General features: G+C 28.5%; 20 protein-coding genes and 1 riboswitch. Of the genes, 15 read left to right on the top strand and 5 right to left on the bottom strand.

What is annotated here, in order from left to right; translation table 11 throughout:
• Nucleotides 1–30 precede the first annotated feature (30 nt).
• Both dnaN and dnaA read right to left on the bottom strand, forming a co-directional pair.
• Nucleotides 31–1,134 (bottom strand): DNA polymerase III subunit beta, encoded by a 1,104-nt coding sequence (dnaN, locus tag E0K96_RS11545; protein ID WP_087245085.1) that lies wholly within the window; start codon nt 1,132–1,134, stop codon nt 31–33.
• A 149-nt stretch (nt 1,135–1,283) separates the two neighbouring features.
• The gene (gene dnaA / locus E0K96_RS11540; RefSeq protein WP_168083316.1) at nt 1,284–2,627 is read right to left on the bottom strand and encodes a chromosomal replication initiator protein DnaA; all 1,344 of its coding nucleotides are present in this window, start codon (nt 2,625–2,627) and stop codon (nt 1,284–1,286) included.
• A 510-nt stretch (nt 2,628–3,137) separates the two neighbouring features.
• On the opposite strand from dnaA, the gene rpmH reads away from it, so the two are divergent.
• The 10 genes from rpmH to E0K96_RS11490 all read left to right on the top strand — a co-directional run bounded on the left by rpmH (nt 3,138) and on the right by E0K96_RS11490 (nt 10,739).
• Nucleotides 3,138–3,272 carry a 50S ribosomal protein L34 gene (gene rpmH, locus E0K96_RS11535; RefSeq protein ID WP_003535525.1) on the top strand — a complete coding sequence of 45 codons (135 nt, stop codon included), beginning with the start codon at nt 3,138–3,140 and terminating at the stop codon, nt 3,270–3,272.
• Nucleotides 3,273–3,311: 39 nt separating this feature from the next.
• Nucleotides 3,312–3,647, top strand: coding sequence for a ribonuclease P protein component (gene rnpA, locus E0K96_RS11530; RefSeq protein WP_087304824.1), 336 nt, complete (start codon nt 3,312–3,314; stop codon nt 3,645–3,647).
• A gap of 2 nt (nt 3,648–3,649) precedes the next feature.
• Nucleotides 3,650–4,510 carry a YidC/Oxa1 family membrane protein insertase gene (locus tag E0K96_RS11525; RefSeq protein WP_087304823.1) on the top strand — a complete coding sequence of 287 codons (861 nt, stop codon included), beginning with the start codon at nt 3,650–3,652 and terminating at the stop codon, nt 4,508–4,510.
• A gap of 15 nt (nt 4,511–4,525) precedes the next feature.
• A complete protein-coding gene (locus tag E0K96_RS11520) occupies nt 4,526–5,128 on the top strand; it encodes a Jag family protein (protein WP_087297276.1) in 603 nt (200 codons plus the stop codon).
• An 81-nt stretch (nt 5,129–5,209) separates the two neighbouring features.
• Nucleotides 5,210–5,569 (top strand): hypothetical protein, encoded by a 360-nt coding sequence (locus E0K96_RS11515; protein WP_168083314.1) that lies wholly within the window; start codon nt 5,210–5,212, stop codon nt 5,567–5,569.
• 70 nt (nt 5,570–5,639) lie between these two features.
• Nucleotides 5,640–7,382 (top strand): ABC transporter ATP-binding protein, encoded by a 1,743-nt coding sequence (locus E0K96_RS11510; RefSeq protein WP_087245091.1) that lies wholly within the window; start codon nt 5,640–5,642, stop codon nt 7,380–7,382.
• Nucleotides 7,375–7,611 (top strand): hypothetical protein, encoded by a 237-nt coding sequence (locus tag E0K96_RS11505; protein WP_168083312.1) that lies wholly within the window; start codon nt 7,375–7,377, stop codon nt 7,609–7,611. Before E0K96_RS11510 ends, E0K96_RS11505 begins: the two co-directional genes overlap by 8 nt.
• Nucleotides 7,612–7,705: 94 nt before the next feature.
• A complete protein-coding gene (gene mnmE, locus E0K96_RS11500) occupies nt 7,706–9,040 on the top strand; it encodes a tRNA uridine-5-carboxymethylaminomethyl(34) synthesis GTPase MnmE (protein ID WP_168083310.1) in 1,335 nt (444 codons plus the stop codon).
• Between the two features lies 1 nt (nt 9,041).
• Nucleotides 9,042–9,263: a hypothetical protein gene (locus E0K96_RS11495; RefSeq protein ID WP_087245094.1), complete on the top strand. Its 222-nt coding sequence runs from the start codon at nt 9,042–9,044 to the stop codon at nt 9,261–9,263.
• A gap of 135 nt (nt 9,264–9,398) precedes the next feature.
• Nucleotides 9,399–10,739: an MATE family efflux transporter gene (locus tag E0K96_RS11490; protein ID WP_168083308.1), complete on the top strand. Its 1,341-nt coding sequence runs from the start codon at nt 9,399–9,401 to the stop codon at nt 10,737–10,739.
• A gap of 54 nt (nt 10,740–10,793) precedes the next feature.
• Here E0K96_RS11490 and E0K96_RS11485 read toward each other — a convergent pair whose 3' ends face one another.
• Nucleotides 10,794–11,465, bottom strand: a complete 672-nt coding sequence (locus E0K96_RS11485) for a BglG family transcription antiterminator (RefSeq protein ID WP_087304831.1) — start codon at nt 11,463–11,465, stop codon at nt 10,794–10,796.
• A 70-nt stretch (nt 11,466–11,535) separates the two neighbouring features.
• Nucleotides 11,536–12,522 (bottom strand): metallophosphoesterase, encoded by a 987-nt coding sequence (locus E0K96_RS11480; RefSeq protein ID WP_168083306.1) that lies wholly within the window; start codon nt 12,520–12,522, stop codon nt 11,536–11,538.
• A gap of 166 nt (nt 12,523–12,688) precedes the next feature.
• A riboswitch (Lysine riboswitch) is annotated at nt 12,689–12,858 on the top strand.
• 56 nt (nt 12,859–12,914) lie between these two features.
• On the opposite strand from E0K96_RS11480, the gene E0K96_RS11475 reads away from it, so the two are divergent.
• From E0K96_RS11475 to lysA, 4 genes are read left to right on the top strand one after another with little or no spacing between them, the layout of a single operon-like run.
• Nucleotides 12,915–13,373 (top strand): ACT domain-containing protein, encoded by a 459-nt coding sequence (locus tag E0K96_RS11475; RefSeq protein WP_370519926.1) that lies wholly within the window; start codon nt 12,915–12,917, stop codon nt 13,371–13,373.
• 10 nt (nt 13,374–13,383) lie between these two features.
• Nucleotides 13,384–14,280 (top strand): 4-hydroxy-tetrahydrodipicolinate synthase, encoded by an 897-nt coding sequence (dapA, locus tag E0K96_RS11470; RefSeq protein ID WP_087304810.1) that lies wholly within the window; start codon nt 13,384–13,386, stop codon nt 14,278–14,280.
• Nucleotide 14,281: 1 nt separating this feature from the next.
• Nucleotides 14,282–15,025 (top strand): 4-hydroxy-tetrahydrodipicolinate reductase, encoded by a 744-nt coding sequence (gene dapB, locus E0K96_RS11465; RefSeq protein WP_087304809.1) that lies wholly within the window; start codon nt 14,282–14,284, stop codon nt 15,023–15,025.
• Nucleotides 15,026–15,037: 12 nt separating this feature from the next.
• Nucleotides 15,038–16,348, top strand: a complete 1,311-nt coding sequence (lysA, locus tag E0K96_RS11460; protein ID WP_168083302.1) for a diaminopimelate decarboxylase — start codon at nt 15,038–15,040, stop codon at nt 16,346–16,348.
• A 12-nt stretch (nt 16,349–16,360) separates the two neighbouring features.
• Here the strand turns inward: lysA and E0K96_RS11455 are convergent, their stop codons facing one another.
• Entirely contained in the window at nt 16,361–17,203 is an 843-nt protein-coding gene (locus tag E0K96_RS11455) for a LysR family transcriptional regulator (RefSeq protein WP_168083300.1), read from the bottom strand.
• A 106-nt stretch (nt 17,204–17,309) separates the two neighbouring features.
• On the opposite strand from E0K96_RS11455, the gene E0K96_RS11450 reads away from it, so the two are divergent.
• The coding region (locus E0K96_RS11450) for a YczE/YyaS/YitT family protein (RefSeq protein ID WP_206080733.1) at nt 17,310–17,894 on the top strand (585 nt) is incomplete at its 3' end.

Genomic DNA, 17,894 nt, shown 5'->3' with positions numbered 1-17,894 from the left:
ACAAAAAAAGCTAATCGTGAATAGATTAGCTTAATAAGTTCTCACAGGTAAAACCAATTGAATAATATCTTCTCTTTCAAAGTCTTTAATAATAAATGGTTTCATTTCACCAGTAAATAAGACTCTCACTTTTTGTCCATTAATACTCTTAATGGCATCAGTTAAATATCTGGCACTAAATGAAATTTTTAAAGGTTCACCTTTATAGAAAGCTCTAGATAAGTTTTCTTCTACTGACCCAATTTCTTGAGAGAATGAAGATAAAATCACTGTATCTTGATTCATTGTAAGTTTAACAATGTTTGTTTGTTCATTTGTCAGTAATGATGCTCTATCAATAGAATTTAATAAACTTGTGCTATCAATACTCATAGAATAATCAAAACTATCAGGAATTAAACGACTTGTATCAGGGAAAGTTCCATCAATTAATCTTGTTTGAATTAAAACATGATCAAAAACAAATAAAACTTTACGATCAGATACATATAAATCAATCAGTTCATCTTTTTCAATAATACGACTAATTTCAATTAAACTCTTTTTAGGAATAATAATATTAAATGAAATATCAGAATCAATATTTAAAATACGTTTTGCTAAACGATAACTATCTGTCGCAATACATTCTAAAACATGATCTTTAGCTTTGAAGTTAACTCCTGTTAAAACAGGTCTTGTTTCTTTTTCACTTGTCGCAAATGAAGTTTGTTCAATTGCTTCTTTTAAATCAATAGATTTCATCTGTAAATTAACACCTGTTTTATTTAAATCAATACGAGGATAATCAATATAAGATGTTCCATTTAAATCAAAACGAGAGTTAGCTCCTTCAATTCTTGTAAGTGTTCCATCTACAATAAAAATATGTACATCTTCAGAATCAATCTTTTTAATAATTTCTAATATATATTTAGATGATAAAACAACACTACCAGGTTCAATAATATCAATATGATCTTGAATACTTGTTTGAATTGTAATATCACTATCACTACCAGTTAAAATTAGTTCATCTTCTTTTAAATCAAATTTAATACCAGTTAAAACAGGTAATGGACTTTTTATAGAAACTGCTCTTGAAACTTTAGTTAGAGCATTCAATAATTCCAATCTTTTAATCTTAAAATTCATAAATGATCTCCTTTATATTTTATATTATTTAAATAATAACATAATAATAATATTGTGCACAATATGCATAAGTGAAAAAAAGTGACGTTTTATTCATTGTTTTTTTATTTTTATGATGTGTATAAGTTGTGGATAAGTGTGCATAACTTTTACACAAGTTTCTTTTTAATATCTTGAATAGCTTGACGATAATTCATATCTTTTTCTAATTTCTGTTGAACTTTATGACAAGCTTTCATGACAGTTGAATGATCTCTTCCACCAAATTCATGACCAATTTGAATGAATGAAATATCTTCAATGAGTTCTCTGACTAAATACATGGCAATATGTCTTGCGACAATAATACTAGATGTTCTTGATTTAGAATTAATTTGAGCAACTGTTAAATTATAATAATCGGCAACACATTTCTTTATATTTGAAACAGTTAATTCTTTTTTCTGTGTTGGCTGACTATAAGAATCACTAAAGGCTTCTAAGGCAAAATTCAAGTCAATAACATCTAATTTTTTACCACATATGAGCTTATAAAATAATAATCTTTTTAAACTTCCTTCTAGTTCTCTGACATCAGTATTAAAATGAGTGGCAATAAAGTCTAAAACTTCTTCCGTTATTGGATAATCAACATTTTCAATTTCTATTTTCTTTCTTAAAATGGCTTTAGCCGTTTCAAATTCAGGTGTATCAATACTTACTGTTAAACCAGATGAAAATCGACTGACTAATCGACTTTCCATTCCCTTTAGATCACGTGGAGGTTTATCTGAAGTAATGACAATCTGTTTTTTATTACTAATTAAAGTATTAAAAATGTTGAAAAAGATTTCACTTGATGATTCTTTTGTAGCCATGAATTGAATATCATCTATTAATAATATATCCATTTGACGATATTTATAGTTAAATTCATCCATTGCATGATTAGCTAATGATTGAATATATTCATTCACAAAGTTCTCACTTGTTGTAAATAAAACATTTATAGATGGATCACGTTTTTTAGCATAATTTCCAATAGCATTTAATAAATGTGTTTTTCCTAATCCTGAATTACTATGAATAAATAATGGACTATAAGAAATACCAGGTTTCATAGCAACTGCTAAAGATGCATTTTGAGCAATTCTATTACTGTTTCCAATAACGAAATTATCAAAAGTCAAATCAGGATTTAAGTGATCATCAAAATGTAATAAATGTTCTTGTTTTGCATGACTTTGTTTAAAATCTTCTTCAGTCATTAAATGTAGCTGATAGTGTCCATTAGTGACAGTATTGTAGATTTCCTGTAAATGCGTTAAATAAGGTTCTACAACATCTAAGCTCCATTTTGTATCAATGGTGATCGTCACGACACTTCCTACAATGTCTTTGATTTCTAAGGTAGTGAAAAAAGAATCAAAAGTAATTTTATCTAATCCATAATCATCAAGTTTTCCTTGGAATAAACTTAAAGTTTTTTGCCAGTTCATATCTAAATTGTTCATTTTCACCATCTCCAAGACACATTATAAAGGAAAAAGTGAATAAATAGAAGATGAAAAAAAATACGCACAAGTTATTCACATAGTTATGCACATCAAATTATATTGAATTGACGGGCTTTTTTTAGTTTTACACAAATTTCATGATATCGAAATTGTGCATAAAAAGTTATGCTATGTGCATAATTGTGCACAAAATGATTTTATTTTTTTAATTCACATAAAAAGCAACAAATAATGCACAAGAAAAATGTCGATATAAGTGAATAAATGTAGAGTTATGCACAATTGTGAATAACTTTTAAGCGTTTGTGCATAAGTTGTGAATAGACGTAAATACTCCTGATAAATGATATGCACAAATGAAAGTAAATAGAACTTTATCAGGAAAGAAAATGCTTGAATAATCAAATAATTTTCTATATTTTCATTGACTTATAAAAGCAAAACCCATATAATAATGGGGCATATGTTATTGTGTATAAAAAATTTATTATTTTGGAGGTGTAATCAATGAAAAGAACATATCAACCAAATAAGAGAAAAAGATCAAAAACTCATGGTTTTAGAGCTAGAATGGCAACAGTAGGCGGAAGAAAAGTACTTGCTCGTCGCCGTAAGAGAGGAAGAAAAGTTTTATCTGCCTAAAAAAATTCCACTTTAATGTGGTTTTTTTTCTAAAAAAATATGAAAAAAGAATATCGTGTAAAGAAGAATGAAGATTTCCAAACTATTATAAAAAAGAAAAAATCTGTAGCTAATAAACAATTTGTTGTTTATTATCATCAAAATGATAATCATTTAAGAGTGGGAATCTCAGTAAGTAAAAAATTAGGAAACGCTGTTGTTCGTAATAAGATTAAAAGACAAGTCAGAATGATGGTTCAACAAGTTTTTGATAGAGATCAAAAGATGGATTTTATTATTATAGTGAGATATGATTTTTTAAATCATTCTTATCAAGATAATTTAAATAGTATTGTATCTCTATATAATAAAATAAGGAGAAGGATGGAAAAGTAACAATGTATTTAGATCAACGTACAAAGAAGTTTTTAAAGGTATTTGCTTTAGTAGCTGTGATCTTTGTGTTAGTGGGATGTACAAATAATCTTGATAAAAATGGACATCTTATTGCTTCACGAGCTATTACTGAATCTACACCTTGGAGTTTAAGTGAATTAGGATTTTTTGATTTTATTTTAACTTATCCAATTGCTAGAGGTATTTTGTTTATTAGTAAGTTAGGAAATGTGGCTTATGGGGTTGTTGGTATGACAATCTTTATTAACTTATTAATTTTACCTATTATGATTAAGTCAACTGAATCAACACAAAAAATGCAGTTGCTTCAACCAGAAATGGAAAGAATTCAAAGAAAATATGCTGGTAGAAAAGATCAGGCATCACAAATGCGTCAAACTGCTGAAATCCAAGCTTTATATAAAAAGCATAATATCAGTATGTTTAGTAGTTTTTCAACATTCTTAACATTACCAATCATGCTTGCAGTATGGCAGGCTGTACAAAGAGTTGAAATCTTATATGATTCAACATTATTTGGATTAGAATTAGGAATTACGCCAATGTCAGCTATTACTAAAGGTGAATGGGCTTATATCGTTATTGTAGCATTGGTTGGTTTAACACAATATTTTGCGATTGAAATCAATAATATTATGTTAAAGAGAAATCCAAGATATAAGGTTTCAAAACAACAACAATCAATGAAAACAATGAATATTGTCATGACTGTTATGATTGTATGGTTTGCAGTATCAATGCCAACAGCAATGTCATTATACTGGATTACAACAAGTTTAATTACAATTGCAAGAACAGTTTATATTCAACTATATCACATTGAAAAGAAAAAAGATAAATAAGGACTGGGCAAAACTATGAAGACATATGAAGGAAAAACATTAGATGATGTGATTCAACATGCTTGCCAAGATTTAGGAATTACTCCTGATGAATTGACATATGAAATTATTGAAGAAAAAAAGGGATTATTTTCTAAAAAAGTTGTGATTGAATGTTATTGTCAGAGTATGGTTCAGGAATATTTAGAAAACTTTGTAAGAAAGACACTTACAAATATGGAATTTCAAGTAGAAACTGTTTCATATACTCAAGATGGACGTATTTATTGTAATATTAATACAGATAATAATTCTATTTTAATTGGTAAAAATGGGGTTATTCTAAGAGCATTTAATTTTATCGCAAGACAAGCTGTACAAAATGAATTTAAGAAAAGATTTGAAATTAGCTTAGATATTAATGGATATAAAGAAAATAGATATAGAAAAGTTTCAGCTATGGCAAAAAGACTTGGTAAACAAGTCTTACGTACAAAAATAGATGTGAAACTTGATCCTTTACCTGCTGATGAAAGAAAAGTGATTCATCAAACAATTTCTGAAATGGGTCCACATTTAAAAACTGAAAGTCAGGGAGAAGGAAAAGGAAGATTTACGACAATTTCATATGTTGATTAAACTCTATCTTGGATAGAGTTTTTTTAATTATACACAAGAATTTCATTTGTTTATGATAGAATGAACTTGAGGTGGGTAATCATGAAAAGAAAAATCATAGCCATACTTGTATTGTTTATTGTTGTAATAGGAGGGATAAGTTTAAAAATGAAGCAACCTTCTTATCAATATGCAACATTAACGATTTATGGAAAACAAGAAAAGCCGATTCAGTATTCCATTCACAATCAAGATAAGATTGATTTATTAGTTAAGACATTAAATCAGTCTATTCATTTCAAAAATGCTCAAAAAGATTATGAAAAAACAAAAGGACCCACATATCAAATTGAATTAGATGATCAACAAGTATATATAATCAATGGAAATTATATAATCAAAGATCAAAAAGCTTATTTATTAGAAAATAAAAAAGATATTTTCAATATATTTGATGAGTAAGAAAGCAGAAATGTTTTCTTTTTTTTTAGATATGTTATAATGGGAAAAGTTGTAGAATGGAGGGTATATTATGAAGATTATGAGAAAGTTTATACAATATTATAAACCATATAAAACAGTTTTCTTTTTAGATATGATCTGTGCCATGATTATCAGTCTTATTGATTTGGCTTTTCCTCAAATCTTAAATTATTTAAATGATACATTATATATCGCTGATCATCAGACAATTATTCAAAGTTTATTCTGGTTAGCCATCTTTTTACTGATTATGTATGCTATTCGTGCATTATGTAAATATTATGTATCAGCACAGGGACATATTATGGGTGCTCAAATGGAAAGAGATATGAGAAAAGATTTGTTTGATAAGTTTGAACAATTATCTTTTTCTTATTATGACCGTAATAATACAGGGGAAATGATGAGTAAGTTAGTAAGTGATTTATTTGATATTTGTGAGTTTGCTCATCATGGACCAGAAAATGTATTTATATCATTACTTAAAATTATAGGTTCATTTATTTTATTAATGTATATTCATGTTCCTTTAACTATCTTATTGATGATTGTAACATTATGTATGTTGTTGTTTTCATTAAAACAAAACAAATCTATGCAACAGACATTTATGGATAATCGTCAAAAGATTGCAGGTGTTAATGCATCTTTACAGGATACTTTAGCTGGAATTAGAGTTGTGAAATCTTTTGCAAATGAAGATATTGAAAGACATAAATTTGCAAGAAGTAATGAAAGATTTTTACAAAGTAAGAAAAATAATTATCATTGTATGGGAAAATTCCAAGGTGGTAACAATTTCTTTCAGGGACTTTTATATGTTACGATTTTAGTTGCTGGGGGATTCTTTATTGCTGAAGGATCATTAGAACCTGTCGCTCTTGCAACTTATGCTTTATATATTAATATCTTTATTACTCCAATTGAAGTCTTAGTAGAATTTACAGAAATGCTTCAAAAAGGTTATTCAGGATTCAAAAGATTCAATGAAGTGATGGAAACTCAAGTTGAAATTCAAGATGCTCCAGACAGTCATGATTTAGTTAATGTTCAGGGTGTTATTGATTATAAAGATGTGAGCTTTGGATATGATGATGAAAAAGTATTAGATCATCTCAATATTCATATTGATTCAGGAAAATCTATTGCATTAGTTGGTCCATCTGGTGGAGGAAAAACAACCATTTGTTCATTGTTACTTCGTTTTTATGATGTAACAGGTGGAAGTATTGAAATAGATGGTCAAGATATTAGAAAATTAACTCTCAAATCATTACGCCAATCTATTGGGATTGTACAACAGGATGTATATTTATTTACTGGTTCTATTAAAGAAAATATTTCTTATGGAAAACCAGGTGCCAGTGATGAAGAAATTATTGAAGCAGCTAAAAAAGCGAATATTCATGATTTTATTATGAGTTTACCTGATGGCTATGATACATATGTAGGTGAGAGAGGAACACGTTTAAGTGGTGGACAAAAACAACGTATTTCTATTGCCAGAATATTCTTAAAAGATCCAAAGATTTTAATTCTTGATGAAGCAACAAGTGCTTTGGATAATGAAAGTGAACGTCATATTCAAAAAAGCTTAGAAGCCTTAGCAAAGAATCGTACATGTATTACCATTGCTCATAGATTATCTACAATTAGAAATGCTGATGAAATTATTGTCATTGGTAATAATGGTATTGTTGAAAGAGGGACACACCAATTCTTATTGAATAAAAATAATGTTTATGCCAAATACTATCGTTTACAATTTGAAGGATTGGAAGAAAATGCTTAAGGAAGGACAAACTGTATATTTTATTGTTCAAGGGTTTGTTATGAATGGAAAGGTTTTTGATATTCAAATCAAAGATCAGGAATATACATTTAAAATTGAAGGATATGCAAATTGTAGTGGTCATCATGAGATTTCATCAAGACAGATTCATTATTCTATATTTTTAGATGAACAAGAAGCTAAGAAATATCAAGATTATCCTGCAATGAATCTTTCAAATCATTGTTAGTAGCACAAGAGTGCTACTTTTTTTCATAACTTCATAGATATTTTAAAAAGATATTGTTATACTATATGAAGTAGAAAGAAAGGAATTGATTCAAATGAATGATGATATTATTGTTGCTATAGCAACTTCAAGATTAGAAGCAGCTATATCTATTATTCGTTTAAGTGGAAAGGGATGTATTGCTTTTGTTCAACAGTTTTTTACTGGAAAGATCATAGATAAAGCAAGTCATACTATTACATATGGATTTATTAAAGATCAAGATGAAAAAGTTGATGAAGTTTTGGTTAATATATATCGTGGACATAGAACTTTTACGGGAGAAGAAATGGTAGAGATTAACTGTCATGGTGGTATCTTTATTACTCAAAAGGTTTTGAATCTTTGTTTAAAGATGGGTGCACGTATGGCAGAACATGGAGAGTTTTCAAAACGAGCTTTCTTAAATGGACGTATTGATTTATCACAAGCAGAAGCTATTAGTGATTTAATTAGTGCTAAAAATGATTATGCTTCTCAATTAGCATTAAGAGGAATTCAAGGCAATATCAGTCATTTTATTGAAGATTTAAAAGAAGATCTCATTCAGATTATTACACAGATAGAAGTCAATATTGATTATCCTGAATATGAAGATGTTGAAGAATTAACAGCTGAATCTTTACTTCCTAAAAGTATACAATTACAAGAAAAAATGAATCATATTATTGATTCATCTAAAAATGTTCATTTATTAAAAGATGGTATTTCAACAGTGATTATAGGAAAACCTAATGTTGGAAAATCAAGCTTGTTAAATGCTTTATTAGATGAAGATAAAGCCATTGTTACAGATATTGCTGGAACAACAAGAGATATTGTTGAAGGAACGATTCGATTAGATCATATTGTTTTAAATATGATTGATACAGCCGGTATTAGAGATACTGATGATGTTGTTGAAAATATTGGTGTTCATAAATCAAAAAAACTGATTCATAAAGCAGATTTAGTATTATTGGTATTAGATGGTTCTCAACCATTAACTCAAGAAGATTATGAATTATTAGAGTTATCAAAGGATACACAAAGAATTATTGTCATTAATAAAAAGGATCAGGGAGAAATTAAAGATATTGATGGTATTGCAATTAGTGCTAAGAATCATGATATTGAACCATTAATTCAAAAGATTAAAGCTATGTTTGAATTAGGACAAATTACTTCATCACAAGATGACATTCTTGCGAATGCGAGACAAATTCAATTATTAGAAAAAGCAAATCAATCATTAAAAAATGCTATTCAAGCAATGCAAGAATATGTGCCAACTGATTTAATTGTTACAGATTTATATGAAAGTTGGGAAAGTTTAAAAGAGATTTTAGGAGAAAGAGCAAAAGAGGACTTACTGGATGAGTTATTTAAACGCTTTTGTATAGGTAAATAATGTGAAAAAGTATCAGTTTTTAGCAGAAAGATATTATAAATTTTTTAAATATTTAAGAAGAATAGGGTTAATAAGTGTTATTGTTTTCTTAGTTGTAACAGCATTTAATAGAGGAAATCAGACTTTATCGCTGATTAGTTACTTTGCAATACTTGTTACCTTAGCATGTCTTTTGGAATGTGTTATTCTCTATATTCTATATCTGATATTTAAAAATAAATGAAAAGGATGAGTTAATTCATCTTTTTTTCTTGAAATAACTTGAATATTCAATCATATCATTTCAAAAAAAGAAAAGATCATATTTTCTAATGAAAGAGTGCTATAATATGCAAGCGAAGAAATGGGGAGGAAAATCATGAATAAAAGCTATGAAATTGATATGTGTCATGGTCCATTATTAAAACAAATTATTATATTTTCTGTGCCATTGATGCTATCAGGAATATTACAATTATTATTTAATGCAGCTGATATTATTGTTGTGGGGAGATTTACTGGCAGTGATGCATTAGCAGCCGTAGGATCAACAAGTTCATTAATCAATTTATTAGTGAATCTGTTCATAGGAATATCGGTTGGAGCCAATGTTTTATTTGGAAGATTTTGTGGGGCTCACGATGATAAAAATGCATCAGAAACAGTACATACAGCTATTTGTACTGCTATTTATGGTGGAATCATTATGATTTTTGTAGGTAATATATTTGCAAGACCACTTTTGGAATTAATGGGAACACCTCAAAATGTGATTGATTTATCAACAATATATATGCGTATCTATTTTATTGGTATGCCTGGTTTTATGGTTTATAATTTTGGGGCAGCCTTATTACGAACTGTTGGAGATACCAAAAGACCACTTTATTATTTAACTTTTGCAGGAATTATTAATGTTATTTTCAATTTAATCTTTGTTATTGTTTTTCATTTAGGTGTTGCAGGAGTCGCCATTTCAACAATGATGTCTGAATGTATATCAGCAGTATTAGTGTTAAGATGTTTAATTCATGCTGATGGTGTTTTAAAATTATCTAAAGATCAATTACGTTTTCATAAAGATAAATTAATAAAAATGTTGCAAATTGGATTACCTGCAGGATTACAAGGAATGGTATTTAATATTTCAAATGTTTTAATTCAATCATCAGTCAATTCATTTGGATCTATTATTGTTGCTGGAAATACTTCAGCAAGTAATATTGAAGGATTTGTTTATACAGCTATGAACTCTATTTATCAGACATCCTTAAGTTTTACCAGTCAAAATATGGGAGCAAAGAATTATTCAAGAGTGAATCAAATTCTTGTGAGATGTTTAGCTGTTGTTAGTATTATTGGATTTGTTTTAGGTTTTGGAGCATACTTGTTAGGAGATGTTTTATTAACTATTTATTCAACTGATCCACAAGTTATTTCTGCTGGGCTTATTCGTTTAAGTATTGTCAGTGCATCTTATTTTTTATGTGGTATTATGGATGTTATTGTAGGAAGTTTAAGAGGTATGGGTTATTCCATGATGCCAATGCTTATCTCTTTAACAGGAGCCTGTTTATTCCGTGTTATTTGGATATTTACAGTCTTCCAAATGAATCATTCTCTCTTTGTTCTTTATATTTCTTATCCAATTTCATGGATTTTGACATTAAGTGCTCAAATGATCTGTTACTTAAAAGTAAGAAAACATGCTTTTGTATAAATCAGCTTATAAAGCTGATTTTTTTGCAAAAAAAAGAAAGCCTTTCGACTTTCATTACTGTTTCTTTAAAGCTGTTCCAAAATGTAAAGCAATATAAGCTAATTCATGTTCATTAAATCTTTTATGATAATGTTCATTGACAATATCATTGAAAATTTCTGCACACTTATATTCTAATTGGAATTGAGCTTGAATTTTATCTTTTAATGGGTTGTTAGTGAGTTGATGATTGTTTTGTAAGCGATCTAAAGCAGGATAGAAGTGAAGTGTCATACCTGTATAGAATTCTTTGTTTTTTCTTAAATCTAATTGAAGATCGGCTTCAATACGGTTGATTGTTTCATTAATAATATCTTCAGTTTCATCATCACATAAATCAAACTCACAATTAAAATCAATATCTAACAGATTAATATTTGCTAAATACATAGTGACATATTGAATTTGATTTTCATCAATTTCAACATGAAATTGTTGATCTAACTGATCAATAATTTGTTTAGAAACACCATAATATTCATGACTTTTTAAATGATTAATCTGACTTTCACTTGTTGGAATATAAGTTCCATTGATTTCTCTAGAAATACATAAAGAAAGATGAATAATTAAGTTATCAAAAGAAACATCAGATATTTCAATATTGTGATCTTGAATAACCTTTCTCACAATATTTTCAATGATTTCTTTTCTATTTTCAAATTGACTGTCTAATTCTATAACCATAATACCTGTACCTCGCTTTTCATATGATATATTATTTGAATTCAAAAGTCTACCATAAAAAAATTTTTTCTTAAAATGAAACATATACTTCAACATATTCACAATTTGTCATAAATCTTATAGGAAATCCCCATGAACCATAACCACTGGAAACAATTAATGAATGATGATCTTGTACCAATAAACCATAATCATTATCATAAAGCAAATTGGTAATGACATTTCCAGGAAAAATCTGTCCAGCATGTGTATGACCAGAAAGCTGAATATCAGCATATTTTTGATTTTCTTTATATCGACCAGGGTTGTGATCTAAAACAATGGTTGGTAGTGAACTATCCATATTTTCACAAATTGTATCTAGGGAAGTTGAAGAATGTAAACTGACATCTTCTCGTCCTATTATATTAAACAGTCCATCAATACATACAAATTTTTCATTTAAATAAGTGATTTTGTATTTTTGATAAAGTTTTTGACTAGATAGAGAAATGTATTTTTCATGGTTACCATCAACTGCATAAATACCATATTTGCAATGAGCAGCAGATAATATTTTTAATGTTTGTTCGATATAGTCTTGAGGAGAATTTTCATCAAATATATCACCACCTAAACAAATGAGGTCATATTGATTTTGATTTAATGTATCAACAAGATTTTTGATTTGTTGAGGGCTTGTTCCACTACCAATATGAATATCACTTATAAAGGCTATTTTTAATGATGAAAGAGTCGTATTTTTAGGAATAGTGACATGGTAATCTGTGATCTCTTTATGATAATGAGAGCTATATCCTAAACCAGTTATAGAAATAGATACAAGTAAAAGACATATTATAAAAAAAGAATGATGTTTATGATGAATGATATGACACCATAAATGATATAAACCAATCCATATAAAAAAACAAAAAGAACATAGGATATAAAAATTTATTATATTGTTCCAAACAAACCATAAAGAGGATGTTGGTTGAAAAATGACTTCTATAAGAAGTGTTATGATGGCTATAAGTGTTAAAATAGATAAAGTATAACGCCAACTTTTTTTCATATGTTCAAATATACGAAGAAAATATAGAAAAGGTGTTATAATAAGAAATAGGGATAGGAGTGTATAAAATATAATCATCATAAAAACCTCTTTTCTTTTTTTACAAGTATAACATAATTGAACAAAAAATAAAGGTTGCTTTCAATGAAGTCATATGATAGTATTAAAAAAAGATAGAGGTGCAAGAGTTAAGAGTTCTTTTATCAATAGATGCAACTAAAAAGAAGGAGGAACGATTGCCGAAGGGATAATTATTTGCATGTGATTATTGCCTGGGGGTATAGAGAATATCTATATCACTGTCACTTTGTAATGAAGTGGTGTGCTATTGCCTTAATAAAATAATATTTATTATTGCAATGGTACCATTGCAATTTTTTATTTTAAAGAAGGTGGAAATATTGAAATTGATTGAATCAGATCATCATATTATTCAAGTTAAATTCATGAATGTAGAAAAGAATTCATTATTTGTTGGAGATATTTTTCAAACCATTTCTTCAATGAATGTCAATATAGATATGATTTCTGAAGTGATGTTAGAAGATGAAATGCGTATTGATTTTACATGTAGTCAAGATGATCAGAAAAATTTAGATCATGCTTTATCGTTAATAAGATCAAAACATCCACGTATGCAAATTTATCAAAATAGACAAGTTGCGAAAATTAAACTGGAAAGTCATGAAATGAAAGATGAAGTAGGTGTTGCTGCAATGTTATTTACATTATTAGGGAAACATCAAATTCCTTTACTTCAAGTCACAACATCAGAAGTATCTATTTCATGTGTGATTCCATTGGAATATGTTGATTTAGCTTTGTCAGAAATTCAAAATGAATATAAATAGGAGGAAAATTATGGAACCAATTTTTGAAGGAAGTGCAGTTGCGCTTGTATTACCAATGTTAGATGATGGAAGTATTGATTATGATGGCTTTAAAAGACAAGTGCAAAGAATGATTGATGGTGGAGTACAAGCTCTTTTAGTGAATGGAACAACTGGAGAAACACCAACAATTCATATTGATGAAGAATTTGAATTAACAAAGATTGTCATGGAAATGACAAAAGGAACAGGTGTGAAAGTGATTGCGGGAGCTGGTTCAAATGATACAGAAACAGCTTTGAAAAAAGCAAAGTTTGCAAAAGAAGTTGGCGCAGATGCTATTTTAGTTGTAACACCTTATTATAATAAGACAAGTCAAAGAGGTTTAATTGATCATTATACTTATATTGCAGATCGTGTTGATATTCCAATGATTATATATAATGTACCAGGTCGTACAGGAATGAATATTGCAGTAGATACAGTTGTAGAACTTGCTAAACATAGAAATATTAAGGCTATGAAAGATGCAACTGATAATATTGCTTATGCTATGGATGTTTTAACACATACAAAAGATTTAGATTTTGATATGTATAGTGGCTGTGATGATAATATTTTACCGTTTATTGCTGCGGGAGGAAAAGGGGTCATTTCTGTTTTATCTAATCTTTATCCAAGAGAAACAGAAAAATTTGCTCAAGCTGTGCTACATGGTGATATGGATTTAGCTAGACAAATGGCATATGATTTCAATGATGTCAGCAAATATTTATTTATTGATGTCAATCCAATTATGCCTAAGGCTGCACTTAAAAAAATGGGTGTATGTGGTGAAATGGTCAGAAGACCATTAATCCCAACAACAGAAAAAAATAAACAATTATTATTTGATGCTATGGAAAGATTTGAAAAGAAGGGCTATTAATATGAATGTATTGGTTTATGGTTTTGGTTTAATGGGTAAAAAAGTAACGCAAGCAGTGAGAGATAATGCCCAAATGAATTTAGTTGGTGTTGTTTCTCCTGTCTTTGATGCGAAAATTGATGAAAAAATGTATGCATCTTTAAATGAAGTTCATGAAAAAATAGATGCTATTATTGATTTTTCGCATCCAGATAATTTAAATGATATTTTAAAATTTGGTGTTAGAAATCATTGTGCACTTGTTCTAGCAACTACAGGATATAGTGAACAACAAATTTTACATATTGAAGAAGCATCTTCACAAATTCCTATTTTTCAATCATATAACACATCTTTTGGTGTTTCTATGTTAACAAAGATTGTCAAAGAAGTAGCGAAAGAATTTTATGAAAATGGATATGATATTGAAATTATTGAAAAACATCATAATCAAAAAATTGATGCACCAAGTGGAACAGCTAAACTTTTATATGATGTGATTCATGAAGATATTGAAGAGACAAAAGAAGTTTATGATCGTTCTACTGTTCATCATAAACGTGAAAGAAATGAAGTTGGTATTCAATCTGTGCGTGCTGGAACAATTTTTGGTGAACATAGTGTTTTATTTGCGGGACATGATGAAATTATTGAAGTCAAACATACAGCTTTATCAAAAGAAGTTTTTGTACAAGGGGCTATTTCAGCATGTTTGAAGATTGCTGATAAAGAAAATGGTTTATTTAGTTTAAAGAATTTATATTAAAGGGGAAGAACAATGGTTTTACAGACACAGTTTGCTCAAATTAGGGATCGTAGTTTATATATTGATGATGTCAATGCAATGGATTTAGTTAAAAAATATGGAACGCCACTTTATGTTATGAGTGAAGGACATATAAGACATCAATTTGAAGAATTAAAAATAAAGTTTTTAGATAAGTATGATAATGTTTTGCCATTATTTGCTTCAAAGTCATTTAGTTGTTTAGAGATATATAAAATTGCCAGTGAATATGGTATTGGTATTGACTGTGTGAGTGCAGGAGAGATTTCTATTGCCTTAAAAGCTGGTTTTGATCCTCATAAAATTTATTTCCATGGAAATAATAAACTTCCATCTGAAATAGATTATGCGATAGCTCATGATGTTGATCATTTTGTGATTGATAATTTTTATGAGATAGAATTAATTGAAAAAATAGCAACTCAATATGATAAAACCATTTATGCAACTGTAAGAGTTGTGCCAGAAATTAAAGCTGGTGGACATGGATATATTCAAACTGGACATAAGGATACAAAGTTTGGTTTCAGTGCGAGAAATGGCATTTATTTAAAAGCTATCCAACAAATTGCTGATTCTACACATATCGAATTTGAAGGTATACATTGCCATATTGGTTCACAGGTTTTTGATTTATATGCTTATATCAGTGCTATGCATCGTTTTGTACGTTTTGCCTATGAAATATATGATCAATTAGGTATTATGGTAAAAAAGATAAATGCTGGTGGTGGATATGGAATTGCTTATACTAAAAAAGATGAACCACTAGAATTTGAAACAATCACTTCTGAAATTATGAATATTATTAAAGATGGTTATGATAAACGTGGTTGGGAAATGCCAATGGTACTTGTAGAACCAGGACGTTATGTTGTTGGTAATGCTGGAATTACATTATATACAGTGGGAGCAGTTAAAGATATTCCAGATGTTCGTACTTATATGAGTGTTGATGGTGGAATGACGGATAATATTAGAACGGCTTTATATGATGCACAATATGATGGTATTATCGTTAATAAAGCTTATGAACGTCGTGATACAAAAGTGACTGTTGCTGGAAAGGTTTGTGAATCTGCTGATATTGTTGTTAAAGATATTATGTTACCATATCCTGAACCTGGTGATATCTTTGCTCAATTTTCAACAGGGGCCTATCACTATTCCATGTCTTCTAACTATAATCAGTTACCAAAGCCAGCTGTTGTTTTTACATATCAGGGCAAAAGTAAATTAGTGATTAGAAGACAGACTTTTGATGATTTAATTGCTTTTGATGTACAGGAAGACTATCAATAAGAGGAAGAAACATTATTCTTTCTCTTTTTTGATACTTTGTAAAAATGCATTCAAACTTTTATTTTGAGAGTTTTTATGCCAGATCAGATAAATATGGAATTGTTGAGAAAAGTCTTTTAAAGGTAAAAAGCAAAGATATTTTTGATAAGCATAATAATCTTCAACAAATTGGGCTAGGATGGCAGTATCCTGACTAATAGCTAAATGCATGAAAAGAGTATCTAAATCATGGCTTTTAAAATCAGGATGACTTGTATCCATAATCACATGTGTTTGATTTTTTATATCAAAATAGTCTAAAGATGGATATGAAGATAAAATATGATTTTTATTCATAGCAACAACAAATGGATAAGAATAAATATGGAGATAATCAAACTGATCTTCAAAAGGAATAGGATCATGACCAACTCTAGCAGTGAATACACAATCGACTTTATGATTTTTTAACAGCTCTTCAATTTCTTGTCTAGAATCACGATAAAGCTGAATATCCATATGTTTATTGTGCTGATAAAAATTCTGAATAATTTTAATCATAATGCAATGTTCAATGCCTTTTAAATATCCAATTCTTAATTGACCAAAATTTTCATGATGTAAATATTGAATCGTTTGATAACATTCTTGATTTGCTTCCAAGACTTTAAGAGCACTTTTTAAAAAGATTTCTCCTTGTTGAGTTAATTGAACATGCTTTTTGTTTCTTATAAACAAATGAAAACCAAGTGTTTCTTCTAAATGTTTAATATGATTACTAACAGCTGTTTGAGAAATAAATAGATTTTGACTGGCTTTTGTAAAGTTTAAAGTTTTAGAAACTTCGACAAAGCATTTTAATTGTTGAATATTCATAGAAAAACTCCTTTATTATAACTTTTAGTTATTATATTATATCATTTTTATATTAGACAATTATAATAAATTGATTAAAATAAGTATAAATTGAAGGAGTTAGATTATGAAAAAAATCATTATTTATATTATTGGTTTAAATTTTTTAGCATTAGGAATTGTATTGAATATTTCTACAGGACTAGGAGTTGCTGCATTATCAAGTTCCATTTATACAACAAGTCAAATATTTCATATATCATTAGGAACAGCCTCTATTATCTGGTATATTGTGTTTGTTGGAATACAATGTTTATTATCAAAGAAAATAACTAAAGAATACCTTTTAGAAATACCGCTATCTTTTGTATTTGGTTATCTTAATGACTTTTATGATTATATCATTCATATAACACCATCATCTTTTATACATTCACTGTTACTATTATGTATTGCTTTACTTTGTATTTCTTTAGGCGTTTATTTGACAAGTGAAACAAACTTTGTATTAAATCCAGGGGATGGCATTGTGAAAACAATAAGTGAAGTTTTCCATTATCCTTTCTATAATGTCAAAAATATGTTTGATATTTCTATGATTTTATGTTCGCTTGTTTTAAGCTGGATAACACATAATCCTATTATGGGAATAGGCATAGGAACTATCATTTCAGCAGTTATGATTGGTAGACTTATTAAAGTCTGGCAATAT

This window comes from Massilimicrobiota sp. SW1139 (genome assembly GCF_012027715.1).
Lineage (GTDB): Bacteria > Bacillota_I > Bacilli_A > Erysipelotrichales > Coprobacillaceae > Allocoprobacillus > Allocoprobacillus merdigallinarum.
The sequence above is the reverse complement of the archived record's forward strand: the minus strand, read 5'-3'. Positions and strand labels throughout refer to the sequence as shown.

Excerpts from the sequence above, each read along its gene's own strand:
- E0K96_RS11490 (WP_168083308.1), top strand. The coding sequence starts at position 9,399 with ATGAATAAAAGCTATGAAATTGATATGTGTCATGGTCCATTATTAAAA.
- dapA (WP_087304810.1), top strand. The coding sequence starts at position 13,384 with ATGGAACCAATTTTTGAAGGAAGTGCAGTTGCGCTTGTATTACCAATG.
- E0K96_RS11505 (WP_168083312.1), top strand. The coding sequence starts at position 7,375 with ATGCTTAAGGAAGGACAAACTGTATATTTTATTGTTCAAGGGTTTGTT.
- dapB (WP_087304809.1), top strand. The coding sequence starts at position 14,282 with ATGAATGTATTGGTTTATGGTTTTGGTTTAATGGGTAAAAAAGTAACG.
- dnaN (WP_087245085.1), bottom strand. The coding sequence starts at position 1,134 with ATGAATTTTAAGATTAAAAGATTGGAATTATTGAATGCTCTAACTAAA.
- E0K96_RS11480 (WP_168083306.1), bottom strand. The coding sequence starts at position 12,522 with ATGAAAAAAAGTTGGCGTTATACTTTATCTATTTTAACACTTATAGCC.
- E0K96_RS11520 (WP_087297276.1), top strand. The coding sequence starts at position 4,526 with ATGAAGACATATGAAGGAAAAACATTAGATGATGTGATTCAACATGCT.
- E0K96_RS11515 (WP_168083314.1), top strand. The coding sequence starts at position 5,210 with ATGAAAAGAAAAATCATAGCCATACTTGTATTGTTTATTGTTGTAATA.
- mnmE (WP_168083310.1), top strand. The coding sequence starts at position 7,706 with ATGAATGATGATATTATTGTTGCTATAGCAACTTCAAGATTAGAAGCA.
- lysA (WP_168083302.1), top strand. The coding sequence starts at position 15,038 with ATGGTTTTACAGACACAGTTTGCTCAAATTAGGGATCGTAGTTTATAT.
- E0K96_RS11525 (WP_087304823.1), top strand. The coding sequence starts at position 3,650 with ATGTATTTAGATCAACGTACAAAGAAGTTTTTAAAGGTATTTGCTTTA.
- E0K96_RS11485 (WP_087304831.1), bottom strand. The coding sequence starts at position 11,465 with ATGGTTATAGAATTAGACAGTCAATTTGAAAATAGAAAAGAAATCATT.
- dnaA (WP_168083316.1), bottom strand. The coding sequence starts at position 2,627 with ATGAACAATTTAGATATGAACTGGCAAAAAACTTTAAGTTTATTCCAA.
- E0K96_RS11510 (WP_087245091.1), top strand. The coding sequence starts at position 5,640 with ATGAAGATTATGAGAAAGTTTATACAATATTATAAACCATATAAAACA.
- E0K96_RS11455 (WP_168083300.1), bottom strand. The coding sequence starts at position 17,203 with ATGAATATTCAACAATTAAAATGCTTTGTCGAAGTTTCTAAAACTTTA.
- rpmH (WP_003535525.1), top strand. The coding sequence starts at position 3,138 with ATGAAAAGAACATATCAACCAAATAAGAGAAAAAGATCAAAAACTCAT.
- rnpA (WP_087304824.1), top strand. The coding sequence starts at position 3,312 with ATGAAAAAAGAATATCGTGTAAAGAAGAATGAAGATTTCCAAACTATT.